The organism is Microbacterium sp. APC 3901, from assembly GCF_030407765.1.
Taxonomy (GTDB): domain Bacteria; phylum Actinomycetota; class Actinomycetes; order Actinomycetales; family Microbacteriaceae; genus Microbacterium.
Genome location: NZ_JASDCU010000012.1, coordinates 77,134 through 98,814 on the forward strand (window position 1 = coordinate 77,134; position 21,681 = coordinate 98,814).

26 protein-coding genes are annotated in these 21,681 nt (G+C 69.2%); 17 read left to right on the forward strand and 9 right to left on the reverse strand.

All coding sequences use genetic code 11. The annotated features are described in order from the left end of the window. Positions 1–130 precede the first annotated feature (130 nt). Both QMA07_RS12345 and glsA read left to right on the forward strand, forming a co-directional pair. Positions 131–1,363: an ATP-binding protein gene (locus QMA07_RS12345; RefSeq protein ID WP_290162273.1), complete on the forward strand. Its 1,233-nt coding sequence runs from the start codon at positions 131–133 to the stop codon at positions 1,361–1,363. 182 nt (positions 1,364–1,545) lie between these two features. Further along, on the forward strand, positions 1,546–2,478 hold the full coding sequence (gene glsA / locus QMA07_RS12350; protein ID WP_290162275.1) for a glutaminase A: 933 nt from the start codon (positions 1,546–1,548) through the stop codon (positions 2,476–2,478). Between the two features lie 11 nt (positions 2,479–2,489). Here glsA and QMA07_RS12355 read toward each other — a convergent pair whose 3' ends face one another. Further along, the gene (locus QMA07_RS12355) at positions 2,490–2,807 is read right to left on the reverse strand and encodes an NIPSNAP family protein (RefSeq protein WP_290162278.1); all 318 of its coding nucleotides are present in this window, start codon (positions 2,805–2,807) and stop codon (positions 2,490–2,492) included. 92 nt (positions 2,808–2,899) lie between these two features. Here QMA07_RS12355 and QMA07_RS12360 point away from each other — a divergent pair, with 92 nt between their 5' ends. The 8 genes from QMA07_RS12360 to QMA07_RS12395 all read left to right on the forward strand — a co-directional run bounded on the left by QMA07_RS12360 (position 2,900) and on the right by QMA07_RS12395 (position 10,096). Then, entirely contained in the window at positions 2,900–3,118 is a 219-nt protein-coding gene (locus QMA07_RS12360; protein ID WP_290162280.1) for a hypothetical protein, read from the forward strand. Beyond that, complete coding sequence (locus QMA07_RS12365; protein ID WP_290162281.1) at positions 3,115–3,558, forward strand: BLUF domain-containing protein; 444 nt, start codon at positions 3,115–3,117, stop codon at positions 3,556–3,558. Before QMA07_RS12360 ends, QMA07_RS12365 begins: the two co-directional genes overlap by 4 nt. Positions 3,559–3,726: 168 nt before the next feature. After that, positions 3,727–4,659, forward strand: a complete 933-nt coding sequence (locus QMA07_RS12370) for an ATP-binding cassette domain-containing protein (RefSeq protein WP_290162282.1) — start codon at positions 3,727–3,729, stop codon at positions 4,657–4,659. After that, positions 4,656–5,498: a hypothetical protein gene (locus tag QMA07_RS12375; RefSeq protein WP_290162284.1), complete on the forward strand. Its 843-nt coding sequence runs from the start codon at positions 4,656–4,658 to the stop codon at positions 5,496–5,498. The genes QMA07_RS12370 and QMA07_RS12375 overlap by 4 nt, the downstream gene beginning before the upstream one ends. Further along, positions 5,495–6,691 carry a histidine kinase gene (locus QMA07_RS12380; RefSeq protein ID WP_290162286.1) on the forward strand — a complete coding sequence of 399 codons (1,197 nt, stop codon included), beginning with the start codon at positions 5,495–5,497 and terminating at the stop codon, positions 6,689–6,691. The genes QMA07_RS12375 and QMA07_RS12380 overlap by 4 nt, the downstream gene beginning before the upstream one ends. Further along, positions 6,688–7,377, forward strand: coding sequence for a response regulator transcription factor (locus tag QMA07_RS12385; protein WP_290162288.1), 690 nt, complete (start codon positions 6,688–6,690; stop codon positions 7,375–7,377). The genes QMA07_RS12380 and QMA07_RS12385 overlap by 4 nt, the downstream gene beginning before the upstream one ends. 92 nt (positions 7,378–7,469) lie before the next feature. Next, positions 7,470–8,435, forward strand: a complete 966-nt coding sequence (locus QMA07_RS12390) for a TIGR03885 family FMN-dependent LLM class oxidoreductase (protein ID WP_290162290.1) — start codon at positions 7,470–7,472, stop codon at positions 8,433–8,435. Further along, positions 8,432–10,096 (forward strand): alpha-amylase family protein, encoded by a 1,665-nt coding sequence (locus QMA07_RS12395; protein ID WP_290162293.1) that lies wholly within the window; start codon positions 8,432–8,434, stop codon positions 10,094–10,096. Before QMA07_RS12390 ends, QMA07_RS12395 begins: the two co-directional genes overlap by 4 nt. A gap of 18 nt (positions 10,097–10,114) precedes the next feature. Here the strand turns inward: QMA07_RS12395 and QMA07_RS12400 are convergent, their stop codons facing one another. Next, entirely contained in the window at positions 10,115–10,366 is a 252-nt protein-coding gene (locus QMA07_RS12400) for a hypothetical protein (RefSeq protein ID WP_290162294.1), read from the reverse strand. A 127-nt stretch (positions 10,367–10,493) separates the two neighbouring features. Between QMA07_RS12400 and QMA07_RS12405 the strand changes: the two genes are divergently transcribed. After that, positions 10,494–10,901, forward strand: a complete 408-nt coding sequence (locus tag QMA07_RS12405) for a hypothetical protein (protein ID WP_290162296.1) — start codon at positions 10,494–10,496, stop codon at positions 10,899–10,901. On the opposite strand, the gene QMA07_RS12410 is transcribed toward QMA07_RS12405, so the two are convergent. From QMA07_RS12410 to QMA07_RS12425, 4 genes are read right to left on the reverse strand one after another with little or no spacing between them, the layout of a single operon-like run. Further along, entirely contained in the window at positions 10,898–11,767 is an 870-nt protein-coding gene (locus QMA07_RS12410; protein WP_290162298.1) for a galactosyltransferase-related protein, read from the reverse strand. The genes QMA07_RS12405 and QMA07_RS12410 overlap by 4 nt on opposite strands. Beyond that, positions 11,764–12,774, reverse strand: a complete 1,011-nt coding sequence (locus tag QMA07_RS12415) for a glycosyltransferase (protein WP_290162300.1) — start codon at positions 12,772–12,774, stop codon at positions 11,764–11,766. Before QMA07_RS12415 ends, QMA07_RS12410 begins: the two co-directional genes overlap by 4 nt. Further along, positions 12,771–13,910 carry a glycosyltransferase gene (locus QMA07_RS12420; RefSeq protein ID WP_290162302.1) on the reverse strand — a complete coding sequence of 380 codons (1,140 nt, stop codon included), beginning with the start codon at positions 13,908–13,910 and terminating at the stop codon, positions 12,771–12,773. Before QMA07_RS12420 ends, QMA07_RS12415 begins: the two co-directional genes overlap by 4 nt. Then, a complete protein-coding gene (locus QMA07_RS12425) occupies positions 13,907–15,001 on the reverse strand; it encodes a glycosyltransferase (protein ID WP_290162305.1) in 1,095 nt (364 codons plus the stop codon). The genes QMA07_RS12420 and QMA07_RS12425 overlap by 4 nt, the downstream gene beginning before the upstream one ends. A 98-nt stretch (positions 15,002–15,099) precedes the next feature. Between QMA07_RS12425 and QMA07_RS12430 the strand changes: the two genes are divergently transcribed. From QMA07_RS12430 to QMA07_RS12445, 4 genes are read left to right on the forward strand one after another with little or no spacing between them, the layout of a single operon-like run. After that, positions 15,100–16,029: a WcbI family polysaccharide biosynthesis putative acetyltransferase gene (locus QMA07_RS12430; protein WP_290162308.1), complete on the forward strand. Its 930-nt coding sequence runs from the start codon at positions 15,100–15,102 to the stop codon at positions 16,027–16,029. Further along, positions 16,026–17,000, forward strand: a complete 975-nt coding sequence (locus QMA07_RS12435) for a hypothetical protein (RefSeq protein ID WP_290162311.1) — start codon at positions 16,026–16,028, stop codon at positions 16,998–17,000. The genes QMA07_RS12430 and QMA07_RS12435 overlap by 4 nt, the downstream gene beginning before the upstream one ends. Then, positions 16,997–18,298 carry a glycosyltransferase gene (locus QMA07_RS12440; protein WP_290162314.1) on the forward strand — a complete coding sequence of 434 codons (1,302 nt, stop codon included), beginning with the start codon at positions 16,997–16,999 and terminating at the stop codon, positions 18,296–18,298. Before QMA07_RS12435 ends, QMA07_RS12440 begins: the two co-directional genes overlap by 4 nt. Before the next feature lie 15 nt (positions 18,299–18,313). Next, positions 18,314–18,607: a hypothetical protein gene (locus tag QMA07_RS12445; RefSeq protein ID WP_290162315.1), complete on the forward strand. Its 294-nt coding sequence runs from the start codon at positions 18,314–18,316 to the stop codon at positions 18,605–18,607. Between the two features lie 26 nt (positions 18,608–18,633). Here the strand turns inward: QMA07_RS12445 and QMA07_RS12450 are convergent, their stop codons facing one another. Continuing rightward, complete coding sequence (locus QMA07_RS12450) at positions 18,634–18,915, reverse strand: hypothetical protein (protein WP_290162316.1); 282 nt, start codon at positions 18,913–18,915, stop codon at positions 18,634–18,636. Between the two features lie 108 nt (positions 18,916–19,023). On the opposite strand from QMA07_RS12450, the gene QMA07_RS12455 reads away from it, so the two are divergent. Then, the gene (locus QMA07_RS12455) at positions 19,024–19,350 is read left to right on the forward strand and encodes a hypothetical protein (RefSeq protein ID WP_290162317.1); all 327 of its coding nucleotides are present in this window, start codon (positions 19,024–19,026) and stop codon (positions 19,348–19,350) included. A gap of 37 nt (positions 19,351–19,387) precedes the next feature. Here the strand turns inward: QMA07_RS12455 and dinB are convergent, their stop codons facing one another. Both dinB and QMA07_RS12465 read right to left on the reverse strand, forming a co-directional pair. After that, on the reverse strand, positions 19,388–20,584 hold the full coding sequence (gene dinB, locus QMA07_RS12460; protein WP_290162320.1) for a DNA polymerase IV: 1,197 nt from the start codon (positions 20,582–20,584) through the stop codon (positions 19,388–19,390). Positions 20,585–20,634: 50 nt separating this feature from the next. Then, a complete protein-coding gene (locus QMA07_RS12465) occupies positions 20,635–21,297 on the reverse strand; it encodes an ArsR family transcriptional regulator (protein WP_290162322.1) in 663 nt (220 codons plus the stop codon). Positions 21,298–21,413: 116 nt separating this feature from the next. Here QMA07_RS12465 and QMA07_RS12470 point away from each other — a divergent pair, with 116 nt between their 5' ends. Next, positions 21,414–21,674: a DUF6458 family protein gene (locus QMA07_RS12470; protein WP_290162324.1), complete on the forward strand. Its 261-nt coding sequence runs from the start codon at positions 21,414–21,416 to the stop codon at positions 21,672–21,674. Positions 21,675–21,681: the final 7 nt, after the last annotated feature.

Here is a 21,681-nt window from a genome sequence, read left to right on the forward strand (position 1 = left end):
CAACGTTTCCCCTGCGGCCTCGGACGCCATGCGATCACGAAACGGATGCGTGACGCGGGCTCGAGCGTGCCCACGAAGCGAGGAGCGCGATAACCTTATCAAGTCGATGCAATTTGATAAGGTTATCAACATGCGTGATGCACTCGACAACCCGTTCAGTCCCGGCTCCGACACGATCCCGGACGTATGGGCAGGTCGCACCGAGCAGCTGAGCGACTGGCGTGATGTCGTGCGTCCGCGCAGGCTCGCGGGTCTCCCCGAGCGAGGCAGAACGATCCTCGGAGAACCCGGCCTCGGAAAGTCCACTCTCGTCCGCCGTATCGCTCAGGAGGCATCCCGTGCGGGGGACTGGGTCACGCCCCAGCTGCGCATCCCCGCCGGTGCCGATCCACTGAAGCTCGTCGCAGAGGCGGTGTTGAAGCTCGCGGACGACGCGGACCTCTCCTCCTCGAGAGAGAAGCGCATCGGGGACGCAATCGCACGTGTCCAGGCGGTCGCTGTCTCCGGCATCTCTCTGACGCTCCGTGGCGCCGACGGGCGTGAGCCATACACGGCGCTCACTGAGCTGCTCATCGAGGTCGGCCTGGCCGCGATCGCCAGCGGCCGGGTCATGGCGCTCATCCACGTCGACGAGGTCCAGAACATCACAGATGAGAAGGCGCTCTCGCAGCTGCTCATCGCGCTCGGAGACGCTCTCACTCACGAGGTCGAGGTCGCAGTTCCCGGAGGTGCGCGCGTGAGCCGCTCACTGCCGATCGCCGTCTACCTCACCGGACTCCCGGACTTCGAGGACATGGCCGGCGCGCGCAAGGGCGCCACCTTCGCTCGCCGTTTCAAGACCACCACGCTGTCGGCCATCGACGAGGAGGACCTCGCCGAGGCGCTGCAGGAGTTCGTTCTCGAGGGGTGGGAAGTCTCGGATGGATCCGGCGGCACGGCCCGCGTGCGGATGGAGCCCGACGCTGCGGGTCTCGTCGTCGACGTCTGCCGCGGCGAGCCGTTCCTGTTCCAGCTCGCCGGTGAGCAGGCCTGGTATGCAGGCGCGACCCGGACGATCACCTCGGAGCAGGTCCGCCGAGGATGGCGAGGCGCACAGCGGGAAGCGACCGCACACGTCGAGCGCATCCTCGAGCGTCTTCCGGCACGCGAGCGCCAGATGCTGCAGGCGATGGCCGAGCTGCCCGCCGCCGAGCGCACGGCCACCCGAATCGCAGAGGCGATGGGGTTCTCCAAGGTCACCGAGGTGGGGCCGACGGCTCAGCGTCTGGACACTGTGCGCGGCATCATCGACCGGGGCAAGCCCTATACGTTCCGGCACCGCGCGGTCGAGGCGTACCTCACCAGCGACTGGCCGAACGTCTGACGCGGAGCCATCTCGTCGCCTGCGCCGGAAAGAACTGGCTGCGCCCGGCGAATGAGCCTCGACCGGATGCAGAACGGCCGGATCTACGTGACAGCCGGCGCGCCGTCAGGTGGGCCGTCTGCAGCAAGTCAACCCCGCCGACCGTTCTCTCCTTTCCGCACGACACGTGTCACTGTGGACTGATGAGACCAGACGCGCGAAGCTACGACCTCGACGATCTCCGGCGGAGGGTCATGCACGAGCAGGGTGGAGCGGTGGATGACAGCATCCCCGAACTGGCCGACGCAGACGTCGACCTGTGCGCGCTGGCGCTGGTGCTGCCGGATGGGACGATCCGCACCAGCGCTCAGACGGCGGTGCCGTTCAGTGTGCAGTCGGCGGTCAAGCCGTTCCTCTTCGCCCTGGCGCTGCTCGACACCCGGGGCGAGGCGCTCGACCTCGTCGGCATCGAACCGACAGGGGAGGCCTTCGACGCGATCAAGCTCGAGAGTGGCACCGGCCGTCCGCCGAACCCGATGGTCAACGCAGGCGCGCTGCTCACGGCATCGCTCGTCGACGGAGGGACCGTGGACGAGCGCGACGAGCGGATCCTTCGGGGGCTGTCGGCCTTCGCAGGGCGGCGTCTCGAGGTCGATGAGAGCGTCGCGCGGAACGAGCATCTGCTCGGTGACCGCAACCATGCGCTCGCCCACCTCATGCGTGCCGAGGAGACCCTGCACGTCAGCGCTGACGACGCCGTCGCCGTCTATGCGCGGGCGTGCGCCGTGCTGGTCGACGCAGAGGCGCTCGCTGTCATGGGTGCGACTCTTGCCTTCGGGGGAGTGAACCCGGTGTCGGGGGAGCGCGTCGTCCCGCAGAGGGTGGCTCGTGACGTCATCTCGGTCATGGCGACCTGCGGTGTGTACGACGGTTCCGGGCGGTGGATGCGCGAGGTCGGCATCCCGGCGAAGTCGAGTGTGTCCGGCGCGATCGTGCTCTCGGCGCCCGGTCGACTCGGCGCGGCGGTCGTCAGCCCGCCTCTCGACGAGCAGGGCACGAGCGTGCGTGGACGAGCGGCGTGCGATGCGCTGAGCGTCGAGCTCGACCTGCACGCGTTCGGGACAGCGGCGAGCTGAGGAGATGCTCCTCAGTCGGCGTCGGCGGAGAAGACGGGGCTGAGGAAGCGGCGCTCGTAACGGCGGATGCACTGCGTTCGGCGTGCCAGGTCGAACGCCTCGATGCATTCGGGGTCGGTCTTCGAGGCTGTGCGGTAGACCTCGTACTCAGCCAGGGAGGGGAACGTGAACAGGGCGAACGCTTCGTCGCTGTCGCCCTCGCTCGGCAGGAAATAGCCGTGGTGGGTTCCCCCGTGCTTCGCCACCAGCCGGATCCACGCGCGCCCGTACTCGGTGAAGTCGTCGAGCTTGTCGGGGTCGATCTCGTAGCGCAGATGAATCGTGATCATGTCGTTCATCCTCCCAGAGGGCTGAGGTCGCTTCACGCGCCGTTCGGCGTCGTGCCGAGCCCCGGCGTGAGTCGCGAAGGTACGCTGAAGGCATGGGTGATCAATCGCCGCTCGCGTCTCGACCCCTGTGGGCGAGCGTGGCCGACGGCTTCTACGTGGGCAGCCGGGACGGCTCCTTCCTCGGCTACGTCGATCGTCAGGCGGATGGAATGTGGCGTGCGTTCGATGCCGTCTCGCGCTCGATCGGCGATTTTGCAGACCACCACCGAGCGATGGCCGCGGTGACGACTCGGGAAGGGGAAGCCGGATGACCGCCGAGCACGCACTCGTCTCGCTCGTCTACTGCAGCAGCGCGACGCACCCGTTCGGCGAACAGGAGCTCGCTGACCTGCTCGCGCTGAGCCGCGCCCGGAACAGCGCTCGTGACATCACCGGCATGCTGCTCTACCGAGGCGGCGAGTTCGTCCAGATCCTGGAGGGAACCAGGTCGGACGTGGAGAGCCTGATGGAGATCATCGGCCGGGATCCCCGTCACGAGGACGTGCGTGTGCTGATCGAGGAGCCGCTGCACGAACGGCGCTTCGCCGAGTGGACGATGGGCTATCAGTCGCTCGTGGCCGCGGAGCCGAAGATGCTGACCGGCTATCGCGATTCCTTCGACGATCTCCGGGTGGGAGACCATGACATGATCGGGCGGGCGATCATGGAGCTCACTCTGTGGTTCCGCGTGCGGGAGTCCGCCACGCGGTAGTCGCGAGCCCGTTCGCTCGGGCGCCTTGCCCGACGGCCCCGCGCGACGCCAGCTCTCACGTTCTCCGGATGTAGACCCTGGTACTGCCTCAGTGCCGTGGTCAGGACTGCAGCCCGATGTGCCCGCGCGCCGTGCTTCGTAGCGTCGAAGGCGAACGAAAGGCGCGACATGATTCGAGTTCAGTCTCTGACGAAGCACTACGGCGAGAAGGTGGCCGTGAACGGCATCGACTTCACCGTCGAACCGGGCACGGTCACCGGATTCCTGGGGCCCAACGGGGCCGGCAAGTCCACCACCATGCGGATGATCGTCGGCTTGGACCGGCCGACCGCAGGCACCGCGGAGGTCAACGGTCGGGCCTACGGGGATCTGCCCGCACCGCTGCGCGAGGTCGGCGTTCTGCTCGATGCGCGTTCGGCGCACAGACGCCGAACCGCCTATAAGCATCTGCGGGCGATCGCGGCCACTCACGCCATCGGCGCCGCCCGCGTGCGTGAGGTGATCGAGATCGCGGGACTGGATGCTGTGGCGGACAGGCGGGTCGGCGGATTCTCGCTCGGCATGAACCAGCGGCTGGGGATCGCCGCGGGTCTGCTCGGGGACCCGCAGACGATCATCCTCGACGAGCCGGTGAACGGCCTCGACCCCGACGGCATCCTGTGGATCCGGGGACTACTGCGACAGCTTGCGGGGGAGGGAAAGACCGTGCTGCTCTCGTCGCATCTGATGAGCGAGATGACCCAGACGGCCGACCATCTGCTGGTCATCGGCCGAGGGACGATTCTGGCCGACGGGCCTCTGCACGACGTGGTCGCGGGTGTGACCCGGTCCGTGGTGCGCGTGCGGACCAGAGAGGTCGAGCGACTCATGAGCACCCTCGCGGGCCCTCAGGTCACCATGACGACGCACCCGGATGGCGCGGTCGAGATCGACGGCGTCGCCGCCGAGGAGGTGGCGCGTGCCGCGGCGGACGCAGGCGTCGTGCTCTACGAGATCGCCACCGTCGAGGGCTCGCTCGAAGACGCCTACCTCGCCCTCACCGCTCACGACACCGAATACCGCGCGACCGCGCAGGACGCCACCGAAGGAGTCGGACGATGACCCTCACCACGAGTCCCCGACGAGCGGATGCGCGCACTCGCCGCCCCGCGTTCGCCCACGTACTGCGGTCGGAGTGGATCAAGCTGTTCAGTCTGCCCTCCTCCGTGCTCGCCCTCGCGGCGATCTTCGTCATCGGGGTCGGCGGCAGCCTGTTCCTCGGCGCGACGCTCGAGTCATCGGGTGCGCCGTCGGTGCTTCTGGTCGAGCGCACCATGGCCGACGTCACGGTGCCGACCATCGTCCTCGGTCAGATCATCGCCGGTATCCTCGGAGTCATGCTGATCGGCGCCGAATACGCATCGGGCTCGGTTCAGCCCACGTTCGTCGCGGTGCCCGACCGGTTGCGCGTCCTGGGCGCGAAGGCGGTCGTGGCGTTCGCCACCGTCACTGCGACCGCCCTCATCACGGTGTTCAGCGCCTGGGTGCTCACCACGCCGATCTATGCGCAGTTCGGTCTCGCGGCACCGCTCACCGCACCCGGAGTCGTGCTCGCTCTGCTCAGCTCGGCGGGGTACCTCGGACTCTGCGCACTGTTCGGGGTGGGCATCGGGGCGCTCGTGCGATCGACGACCGCGGGAGCGATCATCGTCTTCCTGGCCACACTGCTGCTCCCCGTGCTGACCTCGCTGCTTCCGTACGGGCTGCTCTCCCGCGCTCTGCGTATCGCCCAGCTGGGCAACGCGGGCGATGCGATGAGCCGGGTCGGCGCGGACGGCGGTCCGTTCCTCGACCTGTGGAGTGGCCACATCAGCGTGGGTGCCGGCTGGCTGATCGCGTCGGTCTGGGCGGCGATCGCGCTCACCGCGGGCGCGATCGCACTGCGCAAGAGAGACGTATGACACCGCGGCGATCCGACCTCGTGGCTCTCGGGGCGTACTCGGCAGCCTCGCTGGCCCTCGGGTACCTGTCGCTGGAGTCGTCGCTGACCACACCCGCGTGGGCGCTCGTGGCGCTGTTCGTCGTCGGCATCGCGATGATCTTCGTCTCGCGCCGGCATCCTCTCGTGGCTTTCATCGCCGTGCTCGTCCTGCTCCCGCTGTCGTTCGCCGGCGGATCAGGCGCCGAAGCGGTGCTCGCGGTCGCGGCCCTGTACCGGTGCGGGGTCGACCTCCGGCCGCGGCAGGCGTGGACGGCGTTCGCCGCGGCCGCGATAGGGGGCACGCTCGCTGCGCTGGTGCTGTCGATTCGAGTGCGCCTCGGTCCGCCGCTGCTCGGGCTCGCGCCGCGAGCGGACCTCGACGCCTGGCCCCTTGACTGGCTCGGCCTCACCACAGTCGTTGTCGGGGTCTCGCTGATGTCGACGCTCGTCGGGCTCAATGTGGGCCACCGACGGCGTGAGCTCCGTGGACTCGAGGAGCGGGCGGAGCAGATGCGCCGCGAGCGCGACCATGAGGCGCACATCGCCGCCGCGCTCGAGCGTGAGCGGATCGCACGGGAGATGCACGACGTGATCGCCCACAGCCTCGCCGTGATGGTCGCGGTCGCCGACGGGGCGCAGGCCTCCGCAGCCGCTCGGCCAGAGGAATCCCGCCGGGCGATCGGGCGGGTCGCTGAGACCGGGCGCCGGACTCTCGTCGAGATGCGGCGCCTGCTGACGACGGTTCGCGGCGAGGGCGACTCGGTCGACTCGGTCGACCGTCAGCCGACGCAGGCGACCATGGAGCGCATTCCGTCTCTCGTCGAAGAGTCGCGGATCGCGGGTCTGCCGGTTCGATTCGAGCAGACGGGCGTCATCGACGCCGATGCCGTGGTGGGGCTGACGGTCTATCGCATCGCGCAGGAGTCGTTGACGAACGTCCTGCGGCACGCGCGCGACGTGCAGGATGTCGTGGTGAGGATCAGCATCACGGACGAGGACGTGTCGATCCTCGTGGAGGACCGGTCGGCGCCGGCTCCACCGATCCTCGACCCGGGCCGCGGCCTGGTCGGCATCCGCGAACGCGCCGCGTTCTACGACGGGCACGTCGAGGCCGGGCCCCGACCGGGCGGAGGCTGGCGCGTGTTCGTAAGACTGCAGACGGAGAAACGATGACGGCCCCCGATGCCCACGCCGCTCGCATCCGCGTGCTGATCGCTGACGATCAGGAGCTGGTCCGCTATGGGCTACGTCTCGTGCTCGAGGCCGAGGATGACATCCGCGTCGTGGGCGAAGCCTCCGATGGAGCGTCAGCCGTCGACGCCGCGATCGCGCTGGGGCCTGACGTGATCCTGATGGATGTGCGCATGCCCGGCAAGGACGGCATCGAGGCGACGCGCGATCTCACCGCACGGCTGCAACGAACCCGGGTGCTCGTGCTGACCACCTATGACCTCGACGAGTTCGCCTTCGGGGCGCTGCAGGCCGGAGCCGCGGGGTTTCTGCTCAAGAACACGCGACCGGCCGAGCTCGTCGCCGCGATCCGCACGGTCGCGACGGGTGACGCCGTTGTCGCTCCCCGGATCACCTCGAAGCTCATCGAAGTCGCCCTGCCATACCTGGCCCCCCGCACCCACCAGGTTCAGGACGATACCCTCTCGGTGCTGACCGACCGGGAACGCGACGTCTTCGTGCACATCGGGCGCGGCCTCACTAACGCCGAGATCGCGAAGGCCATGCACCTGAGCGAATCCACTATCAAGGCACACTTCGGCCGCATCCTCGTGAAGCTCGGCCTGCCCCACCGCGTGCAAGCGGTCATCCTGGCGTACGAACTCGGCGTCGTCGGACCCACGGGTTAGCGACCCTCCGCGCAAACCCCGCGCATCTTCGCAGACTCGCTGCGGAGTGTCCACCACTGCCGTGCGGCCCCGTTCGTTGCAAGACTCGGCGCATGGTCTTCATCGGATTTCATGCCTCGCACGAGCAGATCGCACCGAGCGCGCTTCTCGACGCGGTGATCGCGGCCGAGCGCGCGGGCTTCGACGGAGCGATGTGCTCCGACCACCTCGCGCCGTGGACCAGGGCCCAGGGCGAGTCGGGTTTCGCGCTGAGCTGGATCGCGGCCGCGCTCGCCTGCACGGAGTTCTCGATCGGGATGGTCAATGCTCCGGGGCAGCGCTACCACCCGGTGATGATCGCTCAGGCGTTCGCGACCCTCGAGGAGATGTTCCCGGGTCGTTTCTGGGCGGCGATGGGCAGTGGGGAGGCGGTCAACGAGCACGTGACGGGCGACGGATGGCCGGCCAAGCAGATCCGCAATGAACGACTGCGCGAGAGCGTCGACGTGATCCGCCGGCTGATCTATGGCGAGGAGGTCGATCACGACGGCCTGGTGAGCGTGCACCGAGCACGAGTGTGGAGCAGGCCGGCCGAGCCGCCGCCCCTCTTCGCGACAGCGGTGAGCGCCGAGACCGCGGGATGGGCGGCGTCATGGGCGCAGGGCCTGGCGACGGTGGCCCAGGAGCCGGCCGCGCTCCAGCGGGTCGTCGATGCCTATCGTTCCGCCGGGGGCACGGGCCCCTGCATCCTGCAGGTGCACGTCAGCCTCGCGGAGAGCGACGAGGCCGCGTTCGCGATCGCGCGCGAGCAGTGGACCAACGGCCTGCTCTCACCCCCGGAGACGTGGGATCTCGAGCAGCCCGAGGACTTCGAGGCGGCGGTGGCGGGCCTCGACAAGGACGAGCTGCGAAAGGCCGTGCTGGTCGACCACGATGCCACTGCGTTGGCCGGCCGCGTCGCCGACCTCGCGGAGATCGGATTCGATCGCGTGTACCTGCACCACGTGGGCACCGAGCAGTCGTACTTTCTCGCCGCCGCCGGATCCGAGCTCATCCCCGCACTGAAGGAGCGACTGTGAAGATCACCGATACGAGCGACCTCTGGTGGAAGACCGCGGTCGTCTACTGCCTCGACGTCGAGACCTTCCTCGACTCGAACGGCGACGGGGTCGGCGATCTGCAGGGCCTCGCGCAGCGGATCGACTATCTGTCGCAGCTCGGCGTCACCTGCCTGTGGCTGATGCCCTTCTACCCGAGCCCCGACCGTGACGACGGCTACGACGTCAGCGACTTCTACGGTGTCGATCCGCGTCTCGGCAGCCACGGCGACTTCGTCGAGGTGATCCGCACCGCGCGCGATCGGGGGATGCGGGTCATCGTCGACCTCGTCATCAATCACACCTCCGACCGGCATCCGTGGTTCCTCGCCGCCAAGCGCAGCGTCGACTCGCCCTACCGGGACTACTACGTCTGGCGCGACGACGCTCCTCCGAAAGGCCAGAAGAATGCCGTCTTCCCCGGCCAGGCGAACGGCATCTGGGGCAAGGACGAGAAGTCGGGTCAGTGGTATCAGCACAGCTTCTACGAGCACCAGCCCGACCTGAACATCGCCAACCCTCGCGTGCGCGACGAGATCGCCAAAGTCATCGGGTTCTGGTTGCAGCTGGGCATCTCGGGCTTCCGCGTCGACGCGGTGCCGTTCCTCCTCGAGATCCCCGAGGGCGCAGGCATCCCGGAGCCGCACGAACTGCTCCGCGACATCCGTCGGTTCCTGCAGCGTCGGTCGAGCGAGGCGATCCTGCTCGGCGAGGTCAACCTGCCCTACGACGAACAGTCGCAGTACTTCGGAGGCGATGACGGCGATGAGCTCACGATGCAGTTCGACTTCGTCGGGATGCAGTCGCTCTACCTCTCGTTCGCGCGTAAGGATCCGGCCCCGCTGATCGAGGCGCTGCGCGCCCGCCCCGTGCTCGGCGCCGAGGTGCAGTGGGCGAACTTCCTGCGCAACCACGACGAATTGACCCTCGACAAGCTCAGCGACAGCGAGCGGCAGGAGGTGTTCGAGGCGTTCGCGCCCGACGAGCGGCAGCGGGTGTTCGGGCGAGGCATCACCCGGCGCCTCCCGCCGATGCTCGACGGCGACCCACGCCGCATCCGCATGGCCTACAGCCTGCTGTTCACCCTGCCCGGCACTCCGGTGCTGTTCTACGGCGAAGAGATCGGCATGGGCGAGAACATCGAGATCCCGGGCAGGGAGGCGGTGCGGACTCCGATGCAGTGGTCCGACGATCGCAACGGAGGGTTCTCGGATGCCGCGCCCAGTCGGCTCGTGGCTCGTCCGCCGTCCGACGGATATGCGCCGGAGCACGTGAACGTCGCCGACCAGCTGGATGACCGCGACTCGCTCCTGTACTTCATCCGCGCTCTCGCCTCGAGCTATCGGATCTCCCCGGAACTCGGATGGGGCACGTTCGAGGTCATCGACCAGCCAGCCGAGTCGCTGCTCGTGCATTCACTCTCGGCCGACGTCGGCAGGATGATCGCGCTGCACAACTTCGCAGAGGTGCCGGTGACCACCTCGTTCCGGCTGGCCGACGAGCCCGAGGGCACGACTCTCGTCGACCTGCTCGAGTCGTCTCGCCTGGCGCTTGACCCGAAGGGGCGTGTGGAACTCGAAGTGCCGGCGTACGGCTACCGCTGGCTTCGTGTGTCGCGTCCCGGAGACGGTCGAGTGACCTGAGCCTCTGGTCTCTCTGAGTCACATCTCCCATTCATCGAACGGGAGATCCCACGCGCCCTGGTCTGGTTCGACGTGCTCGTCTTTCTCGACCGAGATCACCACGCGCGTCGTCGAGCGGATCAGCGCGCTGATGCTCCGGCCCTCCGCAGGCAGGGTGACGAACGCCGGCGACGACGACGCGGCCGCCTCGATCTCCGCCATGATCGGGGGCAGGGGCTGACCGTCGTGAAGCACGAAGCCTCTGCCGTCGATCTCTATGCGAGTCCTCACGGATCTCCTTCCCCTGATGGGCGACGATAGGCGAGACGGTCGCGTGTGCAGAGGGCCTTGCGCCTGGGGCGCGCGGCGGTTAGCGGATCCGCCGCTGAGGGTGGGCTGCACTCTCTACGATGGGGTGATGCAGGTCTTGGACACTCTCGCTCTCGTCGGTGAGGTGCTCTCCTGGGTGGGCCTCGGCATCGGTCTGCCGCTGCTTCTCCTGGCGTTTCTCATTCGAACCGTCGAAGGGGCGTGGCTTCCCATCGAGATCGCCGTCATCGAGCGTGACTCGTCGCTGATCGGACGATGGTTCGCCGGAGGCGACTTTCACGAGAGGCCACTGACCAGGCACGAGTCCGCCGTCGCCGTCGCCGTCGTCGCCGAGGACGGCTGGGCCGAAGGCGTCGTGAGTGCGAACAATCCGGCCCGTGCGCGGGTGGGCGAACCGCCTCACGCACGGCGCGTCATCCGAACTCTGGGGATCGTGTTCGCCGGCGTCGGATTCGTGGGACTCGTCGTGTCGCTGCTGCCGCTGCTGCTGTCCTAGCTCGGCTGCTCCTGGCCGAGCGTGGCCGTGTCGCCGTCTCGGTCCGATGCGACGCGCCGGAATCCGTCGCCGTGGGGTTCGACCGCACCGCCCTCGACGAAGCTGTCTATCCAGCCGCGCATCGGCCACTCGCCCCAGCGCTCTGCGAACAGAGCGCCGTTGCGCAGGATGTCGTCGAGGTGGCGCCACGGCGGAGAGCCGGCCGGGTGCCACTGGTGGTAGGCGTGCGCGCCGCCGACCCACTGCACCCGCATGCCGAGCGACCGAGCCCGTCGGCCGAGGTCCGTGTCTTCGGCACCGTACCCCTCGTATGCCTCGTCGAAGCCACCGAGACGCGTCCACGCCTCAGCGGTCACCGCGAACGACAGCGACCAGAACAGGTCGAACTCGTCATCGGTCGCCGTCACCACCGCGCCCTCCGGAGGCAGGGGACGAGCCGGATGCGGCCGGGTCATGGCGTCGAGCTCGAGCGGTGTCGACGGGCGCTGCACGCTGTGCAGGTAGGTCACCGGTCCGCAGAGCAGATCGTGCGGGTATTCCTGTGCGGCGCTGACGTATCTCTCGAGCAGTGCCGGCCCCGGCAGACAGTCCACGTCGAGGAACACCAGCAGGTCGGCGCCGTGATCCAGCGCGAGGGCGGCGGCGGCGTTGCGCGCTGCGCCGACGCGCATGCCGTCGCGACCCGGCGGCACGTGCGCGAAGAGAGTCGACGGTGCGGCGGGCGGTGCGTCGACGTCGAGCGATGCCTCGACACGCACGACGTCGATGCCCGGCATGCGCACCTCGTCGAGGAATCGGCGCTGGCGCTGCAGATGGTCGAGACGGTTCACCGATGCGGGGGTGATGACGGCTATACGGGTGGTCATCGCGCGAGCTCCTCGATCGTGGCCGCGGCGCGTGCGCTGGCGCCCGCCACCTGCCACACGTCCCAGCGGGGTGCGGTGTCGGCCGCTCGTCGGATGCTGTCGACCATCTCGGCGGGCGTCGCATCGGCAGAGACGGTCTGAGCGAGGCCGTGCGCTGCCAGCACGCGGGCCATGTCCTCCTGCTCGTCGAAGGGGCGCTCCTGAGCGATGACCACAGCTCGGGCATCCGCTGCCGCGAGGTCGGCGATGCTGTTCTGACCCGCCGCGCTCACGACGACCGTAGCTCGGCACAGCAGCGGCCACACATCGTCGACGCGATCGGCCACGCCCGCCCCTGCGCTCTCGACGGCCCACCCGTCTGCGCTCAGCAGCTCCATCGTCTGCGCGAGCCGCAGCGGATCGAGGGCGAGGCCGAGGAACAGCACGCGGTGCACGCCGTCGTCTGCGTCGGTGCGAGCGCGGCCGTCGTAGCGCGAGATCGCGCCCACAGGTCGCACGCGGTCTTCGCGACCGACGAGGGCCTTCGCGGGGATCGTGCCCGAAGCCCAGGGGGCCAGGATGCGGTCGGCGAGATCGTACCCGAGACGGTGCGGAGCGTCGGTGCGGTCGCCCGGCTGCGCGACGGAGATCGTCGGCACGCCGAGCAGACGAGCGAGCATCGTGACCTCGACGCTGACGTCGACGACGAACGCGGAGATGGGGCGGATCGCCACCCACTCCGCGATCGCCGCGAGACGAGCCTGGTGCCCGGGATGCCCGACGGGCGCCCAATGCAGCGTGCCGCGGGCCGTGACATCGCCGAGCTCGCGCGCTTCGCGGCGCACTCCGTCGGGCCCGACCACCGCATCGGAGTCGGAGGGCAGCTGCACCCATGTCGTCCTCGGGGCCAGGGACTCGGGCTCGGGGAGGCTCGAGAACACCGTCACCTCATCGTCGAGGTGCGGGCGGATCGCCTGCATCCGGGTCACGTGCCCCCACCCGTGATGATGCACGTACCAGCCGATCATGCTCCGACCGCCTCTACGAGCTCGTGGGCAGGCACCGCGCTCTGCGCGGCGACGGAGAGAACCCGTTCGATCTCGCGGTGCCTGTGATCGAGCGAGTGGCGAGCGGAGGCCGCCTCGCGCACGACCCGACGAGACAGCCCGAGCCGCGACTGCTCGACCAGTGACGCGGCGGCGTGAGCGAGAGCATCGGTATCGGCGGCGGGCACGATGGCGGTGCCGGGGATTCCGGCCAGCACCTCGCTGGTGCCACCGGAGTCGAACGCCGCGACGGGCGTGCCGGTCATGAGCGCCTCGGCCATCACCAGACCGAAGGGCTCCGACCACACCGGGGTCACGAGAGCAACAGACGCGGCCCCCACGAGGGCCGAGAGCTCGGGCTGTCGCAGGGCCCCGACATAGTCGATGCCGCCGCCGAGGAGCGGTCGCACCTCACGCTCGAAGTACGCGGCGTCGCCCACGCGGCCGGCGAGCTTCAGGCGCGCCCCGGCGCGTCGTGCGGCGATGATGGCGAGGTGCGGGGCCTTCTCGGGAACGATCCGTCCGAACCACACCCAGTCGCCGCCGCCTGCGCCCAGGCTCCACTGCGCCGTGTCGACGCCGTTGGTGAAGACGAACGCCTCGACACCCTCGACCGACCAGGAGCGGGCGGTGTACTGGCTGACCGCGAGGAACCGATGCGGCGACGAGCCGGCGAGCGCGTTCGAGGCGATCACCATGTCGGCGAGGGGCGGTGTGTGCAGCGTGGTGACGACCGGCACGCCGATGTCACGGCTCCAGAGGATCGGATCCCCGTGGAGGCTGTGATTGTCGACGACGTCGACGCGGGTCTCGGGGGAGTCGAGCCGATCCCGCACCCGCGCGAAGGCGTCGGTCATGAGCCGACGGTGCCCCTCGGGGAAGTCGGTGTCCGACGCATCCCGTGATTGATGCCATCGGGGGCTGGGCAGGTGCAGGTCGATGTCGGCGCCGAGGAAGTCCGACCCTTCGGCCGCGCAGAGCTGCACGTCGTGACCACGGCTGCGCAGCCACCGCACGCGGTTCCACACGACTGCTTCCAACCCACCGGCATGAGGCTGGCGCAGGGCGTGACGTTCGGGGGCCACGACGAGCACCCGCAACCGCTCGCGAGCGATCACGCGCGTGCTCCCGTCGGGATCTCGGCGCTCGCGGCGTAGAGCCGGGCGTGCGCGTCGCGCACGGCCTCACGCTCGGCCACTCTCTCGGAGCGTCGCCGTTCGACCAGCGATGCGCGAGGTGATGTGGCGCGCGCATCGGAGGCGAGCGCCACCGCCTCGACCAGCGTCTGCGGCTCGTCGAGGTCGATGACGAAGAAGTCATCGGGATGCTGCGACCCGATGTGTCCGACATCCGTTCCGGCCACGGGGACCCCCAGGTCGTAGCAGAGCTCGACCCATCCCGAGTGTGTGCCGTGCAGATAAGGCAGGACGAAGAGGTCGAGTCCGCCGATCCACGCATCGATGCCCGCGTCGCTGAGCCTCGGGGTGCGTCGCACCCGCACCGAAGGGTGATCCTCGGCCGCAGCGGTCACGCGCGCGGCCGCTGCGTCATCGCGGACGCGCTCGTGCATCAGCACCTCGAATTCGACGGCCCGGCCCGTCTGTGCGAGCAGCGCGGCGGCGTCGACGGCCGCGCGTACCGCACGCTCGGCGGCGATGTTGGGGCGCAGGTCTCGCAGGTGGATTCCGATCCGCAGGGTCTCGTCGACCGTGCGCTCGGGCACTGCGGCACCGTCGAGCAGAGTGGGGTGAGCCAGCACCCGGCTGTTGCGGTGCCACCGCCGTTCGATCTCCGCGGCCGCGGTCGAGGTGAGCGTGATGAGGTGGTCGGCTGACGGGATGATCACGTCGAGCAGTTCTCGGTAGGGTCGCTGATCGACGAGCTGCGGGTTCTCCAGGTCGTGCACGGTGTACACGACGGGGCGGCCGAGCCGGTGCGCGGTCTCGAGAGCCTCGCGCAGTTCGTCCGACGAGAACGACTCGAGACCGAAGTGCACATGCAGCACGTCGAAGTCCGCAGCGTGCGAATCGAGCCACGGCGCGGTGAGCGCCACCGGCGGCCACCACACGTCGGCGGGCGCGCCGGGAACAGGAGGGTCGGGCAGCACGCGCACACGCTGTGTGTCGGTGATCGCACGCACATAGGGGTGGGCGGCAGGAATCGAGGCGACGCGGATGAGGGCAGGTTCGGTGACGATGTGGTTCTCCATTGGCGGCACAGCACGACGTGCGGGCATCGCAAGACGGAGGTGACCGCGCAGCAATGGGGACGCACGATCAGATGCGATCGAGGGGGTACGTTCGAATCATGAGCCATGCCCCCGAACTGCGCACGGGCGTTGCGCCCGCTGGCTCCCTGGTGCTAGCGCGCCGCCAACACTACTCGGAGTTCTACGGGCTGGCTCCGCTTCCCGAGAGTTTCGGCGTCGTGCTCGGCAACTGCCAGGCCGAATCGCTGCGCATGGTGATGGATGCCCCCGAGCACCGCTTCGTACGCGTTCCCGCCGTGCACGAGATGACCGCGGACGACACCGCGCGGCTGCATGAGGTCGTGCGCACCGCCGACACCGTGGTGAGCCAGCCGATCCGCGACGACTATCGCGATCTGCCGTTGGGCACGCGACAGATCGCCGCGGCGACGGATGCCCGCGTGCTGACCGTTCCCCCGGTGCGCTTCGCAGGGCTGCATCCCTTCCAGGCCGCGATCCGCGTGCCCGGCGTCGAGGGCGACCCACCCGTCGTGGCCTATCACGACATCCGCACGCTCGCCGCCGTCGCCGGTGTCGCCGTCGTCGCCGCGCTGACCCCCGATCAGGTGCGTGCGGTGGGTGCGTCGTCGATCGACACCCTGCGCGTGCGCGAGCAGAGCGCGGACGTGCGGGTCTCCGACCTTTTCGACTCGGTCACGGCCGATCATGCGCGCACCGTGAACCACCCGGGTGACGCGGTGTGGATGCCGTTGGGGGCTCGCGTGCTCGCGGCACTCGGTCACGCGGGCGGCCCGACCGACCCCGGCCGGCCGCTGTTGAACTCGGTGCGGGCGCCGCTGCACCCCGAGGTCATCGAGGCCTGGGCGCTGCCCGACGAGCCGCGCGCGCACTGGATCGTCGACGGGGCGACGGTCGACGATGCCGAGGTGCGGGCCGCGCACCTCGAGTGGTACACAGCCCACCCCGAGTTCGTCGACGCCGCAGTGATACGTCTCGCCCTTCTGCTCGATGTATGGCGGGCACGATGAACGCCGCACCGCTGCTCGTCGTGCACCCCGGCACCCACGGCGTCGCGATGTACGCGAGGGACATGGCGTCCGCGGTGCGCGCGGCTCGGCCGTCGATCCGGACGATCGACGCGGCCGATCTGGAAACGGCACCCGGGGACGCCCCGCTGCATGTGCACTTCACGGATCGGCTGTGGGGTGCTTCTCCCGAGGAGGCGTCACGGGCGTTCGGCGCGCTCGCCGCGCGTCGAGCGGTCAGCGTCACTCTGCACGACGTGCCGCAGGCGTCTGACGGGGAGCGCAATCTGCCCCGCCGACGAGCGGCCTACGCCGCCGTGGCCGTGGCGGCGCGAGGAGTGGCGGTCAACAGCGAACACGAGCGAGCGCTGCTTCGCGAAGAGGCGGTCTGGTCGGGCCCGGCCGTGAGCATCCCTCTGCCGGTGGACCTCGAGACCGGCGCGCCACGGATGCCGGCGGATGGCTCGGTCGGCGTGCTCGGGTACTTCTATCCCGGCAAGGGGCATGATGAGGCGGCCCGAGCAGCGGCGCACGCGGGCATCGGAAGGATGACGATCCTCGGTCGTGCCTCGGACGGGCACGCCGCCGAGCTCGAGGAGTTCGTCCTCCGTGCGGGTGCGCTCGGGGTCGACGTTGAGGTCACGGGCTGGCTCGACGACGCGGAGATCGCGCGACGTGGCCGCGCTGTGTCGGTGCCGGTCATCGCGCATCGGCACGTGTCGGCATCCGGTTCGCTGGCGTCGTGGATCGGCTGGGGCCGGCGACCTGTCGCGGTGAGCAACCGCTACATGGACGAGATGGCGGCCCTGCGCCCCGGAACACTGCAGACGGTCGACGAGCCCGAGCTCGCGGTGGCGGTGCGGCAGGCGTTCGAGCACCCGGAGTCGACCTGGCACGGGTTGACGCGGCTGCCGATGGCATGGCCGGAGGCGGCCGAGGGGTACTTGCGCTGGTGGGGAGGGCTGGCCTGGTGACGCGGCGGCCCTGGGTCGTCGGCAACCGGTGGGACACGCTCGACGGAGTCGACCCCGAGACCCTGCCGAAGGTGTCGGTGATCGTCGCTCATTACGAGCAGCCCGCCGAGCTCGCGCGGACGCTGTCCGCCCTGTCGATGCAGGACTATCCGCCCGAGCTTCTCGAGATCGTGGTCGCCGACGACGGTTCCTCGGGCGACATCCGCGTGCCGCACGGGGTGATCCTCGTGCGACAGGAGGACCGCGGTTTCCGTCTCGCGGCCGTGCGCAATCTCGGCGTGCGTGCGAGCAGTGGCGACGTGCTCTGCTTCCTCGATGCCGACACAGCCCCTGAACCGGGGTACGTACGCGCGCTCACCCGTCTTCCCGCCCTGCTTCCCGAGGCCGTCACGGTCGGACGCCGCCGGCACGCCGAATTCTCGGGCATCGCTCCGGAGGTGCCGGTGCTCGAGGCTGTGGTCGACCGTGAACTCCCCGAGCCGGCGTGGCTCGCGCAGGAGTACGCCCGGAGCCGCGATCTGCTCGACGCGGACGACCGGTCATATCGGTTCGTCATCGGTGCGGTGATCGCCTGCTCCCGCCGGCTGTTCGACGAGACCGGCGGGTTCGACGAGTCCTTCTCGGCCTATGGCGGCGAGGACTGGGAGTGGGCTCATCGGATGTGGCAGGCGGGCGCCGTGCTGGCCCACGTGCCGACAGCCGTGGCCTGGCACGACGGACCGGAGTGGGCTGAGCGCAGCAGTTCGGGACTCGAGCGCGCGAACGCCCAGACGCTGAGGCTCGTCTCGTCGATTCCGGTCGGCGGGTCCGCCCCGCGAGGCCTGCTGCCAGACCCGCCCGACCTCGTCGTTCGACTGCGCGGAGCGCACACCCCGGAAGCCCTGTTCGTCTCGGTGGATTCGATCCTCGCCGCGTTTCCCCGGGCGCGGGTGATGCTTGATGCGACGATCTCGGCATTCGCGGGGGACCCGCGCGTGGTGGTCGGCGACGAGCAGTCGGACGCCCGGGTGATCTGGGAGCTCGACCGACCGGTCGTGGTGCTCGAGTCGGCCTGGGCCGTGGAGTGCGTCGCGGGCCTCGGCACGGGTGATGTCGGCACGGTCGATCTCGTCGATGCCGACGGCTCGTCGCTGGGCGTGCTGCGTTCGCGGCGAGCGATGCGTCGAGTCGCCCGATGGGGCACGACCGAGGGCTTCGAGACCCGGACGATCGCCGCGAACGGGGTGCATCTCCTGCGCCCGGACCCGCGGGTGGAGGCCTGGGTCGGCGGATGGGGCGCGCGCGATCAGTTCTGCTGAGCGTACAGTTCTCGTATGGGGAAATTGGAGTACAACAGCTCGCGGCCGGCGATCGAGATCGAGGACGCGGTCTTGGCGCACGTGAAGATCGTGATCGGCACCAAGCTGCGTCGCAACGAGAGCTTCATGATGACCTGGCTGTCGAAGCCTGAAGCGACCTCCGGACGCCTGACCATCTGGGTGCACCCTGCGATCCCGCTGGTGTTCGAGTTCGACCTTCCCGCCGTGCAGCCGATCGACCCTGCGCGCGTCGCTCACATGATGGACCAGCTGAACTCGCGGGGCGAACTCGTGCTCGACCAGCTCTGAGCCGGCCGGCGCCTGACCGCCCCGGGTCAGAGCAGGTCGTAGTGTCCGCCGTAGGGGAATTCGACGTCTCCTGTGTCGCGGGCGTCGAAGAGCACCGTCGCCCTGGCGATGGACACCTGTGAACGGGGCGTGACCAGAAGGCTCACCTGACGGTTTCCGACCACGACGAAGTCGACGAAAGTGCCGGCCGTGGTGATCGCTTCTTCGATGCGGCGTTTCAGCTCGTCGAGATCCTGGTCCTGAGCGAGCAGATAGGTCACCCCGTCAGCCCGGATCTCCGTCTGCAACATCGTCTTCTGTTCTGCCATGCACTCCACACTACGAGGCACGCGGTCTGTATTCGCACATCGCTATCAGTCTCACCACACCGGGGCAAGGGGCGGACGGATCGGCGGGAACTGCTCTAGAACGGGATCATGCAGACGATCATCTACGGCGGAGACGCCTACCTCACGGGGGACGACATCGCGGATGCGCTGCTGGCATACGGGCGTGCACTGGGTGAAGAAGTGCGCGCGGAGCTCGTGGAGATACCGGTGCAGGAGCCGGACGGCGCGGTCATCAGGGCGAAGTTCCTGATCGGCCCCGCCAGCCAGATCGTGGCCAAGGAAGCGCCCGGCCGGGGCCCAGAACTCGAAGACCCCGAGCTGGTCGATCGTCTGCGCACGCTCACTCGCGGTGTGGAATCGCCCACGGCCGCTCCCGTGGACATGCCGGACGACAGCGCCTACGACCTCGGCTAGAGTCGCGCTGCCGTCGCACGCGCGACGCTCGCATCGGTCACTCGTGTTCGGGCAGGATCGGGCTGGACCAACCCGGATCACGGCCCATCTGCGCCGCACGCGAGACCGACATCGCCCCGAACCGGTCGCGCAGGGTGTCGAGCACCGTGTCGAGCCGCTGTTCGTCGCCCCAGTCGATCGGCAGCTCGGGCTGCATGCGGTCTGCATGATCGAGGTGCGACAGCGACAGCCCGATCAGGGTGATGCCGCGCTCGTCGATCTCGGGGAGCGCGGTGGCGAGCAGCGCTCGAGCCACCGTGAGCAGGATCGCGGTGCGATCGGTGGCGGACCCGAGGGTGCGTGATCGCGTGGCCTTCGCGAAGTCGCCGAAGCGCAGCCGCAGCACCACCGAGCGGCATACCCGATCACCGTCGCGCAGTCGTCGCGCGAGTCGGTCGACGATCTGCGTCAGGATGAGATCGAGCTCCTCGGCCGAGCGTGGGCCCCGGCCGAGGGCGCGCTGCGAGCCGATGGATCCGCGGCGCTTGGTCGTGTCGACCGGACGCGGATCCCGCAGGCGGGCGAGGGCGTGCAGGTGCGCGCCGACGGCCTTGCCCAGCATCCGCTCGGCGGTGGCGGACTCGAGCTCGGCCAGCTGGCCGACGGTGCGGATGCCGTAGCGCTGCAGTTTCTCAGCCGTGACGGCGCCCACGCCCCACAGTCGCTCGACCGGCAGGGGGAGCAGGAACTCCTCTTCGCGCTCGGGTTCGACCACGAGCAGACCGTCTGGCTTGCTGACGGCGCTCGCGACCTTCGCGAGGAACTTCGTGCGCGCGACGCCGACCGAGATGGCCAGCCCGACCTCCGCGCGGATGCGTTCGCGCAGGCGCACGCCGACCTCCTCGGGCGTGCCGACGATGCGCCGGAGACCCCCGACCTCGAGGAAGGCCTCATCGATCGAGAGCCCCTCGACGAGCGGCGTCGTGTCGCGGAAGATCGCGAACACGTCTTTGCTCGCGGCCGAGTAGGCCTCCATCCGCGGTGGCACGACGATCGCATCGGGACAGAGCTCGAGGGCCTGTCGGCCGCCCATGGCCGTGCGCACCCCGCGGGCCTTGGCCTCGTAGCTCGCAGCCAGCACGACCCCGCCGCCCACGATGACCGGCCTGCCGCGCAGCGCCGGGGCATCGCGCTGCTCGACCGATGCATAGAACGCGTCGAGGTCGGCATGCAGCACGGTCGCTTCGCCCCGCATCCTGTTCTCCCGTCGACGTGCAGATCGTCGCACGCACCGGGGACATCGGCTCAGGCGGCGACGAGGCGCGAGGAGAAGGCGCGGATGCGCTGGACGAGAGTGTCGAACGCGGCGTCGAAGGCGGCGGGAGTGCCGATGCGGGCGGGATCGCGGATCGACCAGTGCAGATCGTCGCTGGCGTGGAGCCGCTCATGGGCGTCGTCGCACACGGTGATGACCAGGTCGCCGTCGGTGCGTACCTCGTCGATGTGGCGGGGCGGCTGCACGGGGTCGATGACGAGCCCGTGCCGAGCGGCCGCCGCGGTGGCCTCGGGATTCACCGTCTCAGCCGGTCTGGTGCCTGCCGAGGCGACCGCCACCTGGCTCGTGTCGCGCCAGATCGCCTCGGCCAGCTGCGACCGGGCGGAGTTCGCGGTGCAGACGAACAGCACACGGCGAGGCGGGGCGACGCTGGGCGGCGCGAGCGTGTCGAACACCTCGGGCCGCAGACCGATGTAGCTGCGTCGACGGTCGAATTCCGAGCGGGTGCGCGCGACGATCTGCGCGGACTCCAGCACTCCGAGATGGTGCGCGATCAGGTTCGACCGGAGGTCGAGAGCCGACCCGATCTCGGAGGAGGACAGATCACCGAGCGTGAGCAGATCGACGATCCGCAGGCGCGTCTGATCGGCGAGTGCGGCGAAGATGCCGGCGCGGCGTTCGAGATCGGTCATCGTTCCCATCCATATCACGGCACGGCAGGTGTGTCCATGGCCATTGACTCAATCTCTGCTGACCCTATTCTTGTCGTCGCGAGTCCGCGAACGCGGGCCCGGAGAGGAATGGACATATGGGTATCGGAAGCGGCATCGCGCTCTTCGTCATCGGAGCGATCCTCGTCTTCGCACTCAACATCGACACCGGCGGGTACGTCGACCTCGACCTGATCGGCTACATCCTCATGGGTGCCGGAGTCGTCGTCTTCCTGATCAGCCTCGTCCTCACGATGCGCAGTCGCCGCACCGAGACCGTCGACCGCACCGCCGTCGACCCGGCGACCGGCGACCGCGTGACCCGTCGCAGCATGCGCGACAACGAACCCCTCGCCTGATCTCGGC

What these genes read in the sequence shown, in the direction of transcription:
- QMA07_RS12345 (WP_290162273.1), top strand. Translation starts at nt 131, where the DNA reads ATGCGTGATGCACTCGACAACCCGTTCAGTCCCGGCTCCGACACGATC.
- glsA (WP_290162275.1), top strand. Translation starts at nt 1,546, where the DNA reads ATGAGACCAGACGCGCGAAGCTACGACCTCGACGATCTCCGGCGGAGG.
- QMA07_RS12355 (WP_290162278.1), bottom strand. Translation starts at nt 2,807, where the DNA reads ATGATCACGATTCATCTGCGCTACGAGATCGACCCCGACAAGCTCGAC.
- QMA07_RS12360 (WP_290162280.1), top strand. Translation starts at nt 2,900, where the DNA reads ATGGGTGATCAATCGCCGCTCGCGTCTCGACCCCTGTGGGCGAGCGTG.
- QMA07_RS12365 (WP_290162281.1), top strand. Translation starts at nt 3,115, where the DNA reads ATGACCGCCGAGCACGCACTCGTCTCGCTCGTCTACTGCAGCAGCGCG.
- QMA07_RS12370 (WP_290162282.1), top strand. Translation starts at nt 3,727, where the DNA reads ATGATTCGAGTTCAGTCTCTGACGAAGCACTACGGCGAGAAGGTGGCC.
- QMA07_RS12375 (WP_290162284.1), top strand. Translation starts at nt 4,656, where the DNA reads ATGACCCTCACCACGAGTCCCCGACGAGCGGATGCGCGCACTCGCCGC.
- QMA07_RS12380 (WP_290162286.1), top strand. Translation starts at nt 5,495, where the DNA reads ATGACACCGCGGCGATCCGACCTCGTGGCTCTCGGGGCGTACTCGGCA.
- QMA07_RS12385 (WP_290162288.1), top strand. Translation starts at nt 6,688, where the DNA reads ATGACGGCCCCCGATGCCCACGCCGCTCGCATCCGCGTGCTGATCGCT.
- QMA07_RS12390 (WP_290162290.1), top strand. Translation starts at nt 7,470, where the DNA reads ATGGTCTTCATCGGATTTCATGCCTCGCACGAGCAGATCGCACCGAGC.
- QMA07_RS12405 (WP_290162296.1), top strand. Translation starts at nt 10,494, where the DNA reads ATGCAGGTCTTGGACACTCTCGCTCTCGTCGGTGAGGTGCTCTCCTGG.
- QMA07_RS12410 (WP_290162298.1), bottom strand. Translation starts at nt 11,767, where the DNA reads ATGACCACCCGTATAGCCGTCATCACCCCCGCATCGGTGAACCGTCTC.
- QMA07_RS12415 (WP_290162300.1), bottom strand. Translation starts at nt 12,774, where the DNA reads ATGATCGGCTGGTACGTGCATCATCACGGGTGGGGGCACGTGACCCGG.
- QMA07_RS12425 (WP_290162305.1), bottom strand. Translation starts at nt 15,001, where the DNA reads ATGGAGAACCACATCGTCACCGAACCTGCCCTCATCCGCGTCGCCTCG.
- QMA07_RS12430 (WP_290162308.1), top strand. Translation starts at nt 15,100, where the DNA reads ATGAGCCATGCCCCCGAACTGCGCACGGGCGTTGCGCCCGCTGGCTCC.
- QMA07_RS12435 (WP_290162311.1), top strand. Translation starts at nt 16,026, where the DNA reads ATGAACGCCGCACCGCTGCTCGTCGTGCACCCCGGCACCCACGGCGTC.
- QMA07_RS12445 (WP_290162315.1), top strand. Translation starts at nt 18,314, where the DNA reads ATGGGGAAATTGGAGTACAACAGCTCGCGGCCGGCGATCGAGATCGAG.
- QMA07_RS12450 (WP_290162316.1), bottom strand. Translation starts at nt 18,915, where the DNA reads ATGGCAGAACAGAAGACGATGTTGCAGACGGAGATCCGGGCTGACGGG.
- QMA07_RS12455 (WP_290162317.1), top strand. Translation starts at nt 19,024, where the DNA reads ATGCAGACGATCATCTACGGCGGAGACGCCTACCTCACGGGGGACGAC.
- dinB (WP_290162320.1), bottom strand. Translation starts at nt 20,584, where the DNA reads ATGCGGGGCGAAGCGACCGTGCTGCATGCCGACCTCGACGCGTTCTAT.
- QMA07_RS12465 (WP_290162322.1), bottom strand. Translation starts at nt 21,297, where the DNA reads ATGACCGATCTCGAACGCCGCGCCGGCATCTTCGCCGCACTCGCCGAT.
- QMA07_RS12470 (WP_290162324.1), top strand. Translation starts at nt 21,414, where the DNA reads ATGGGTATCGGAAGCGGCATCGCGCTCTTCGTCATCGGAGCGATCCTC.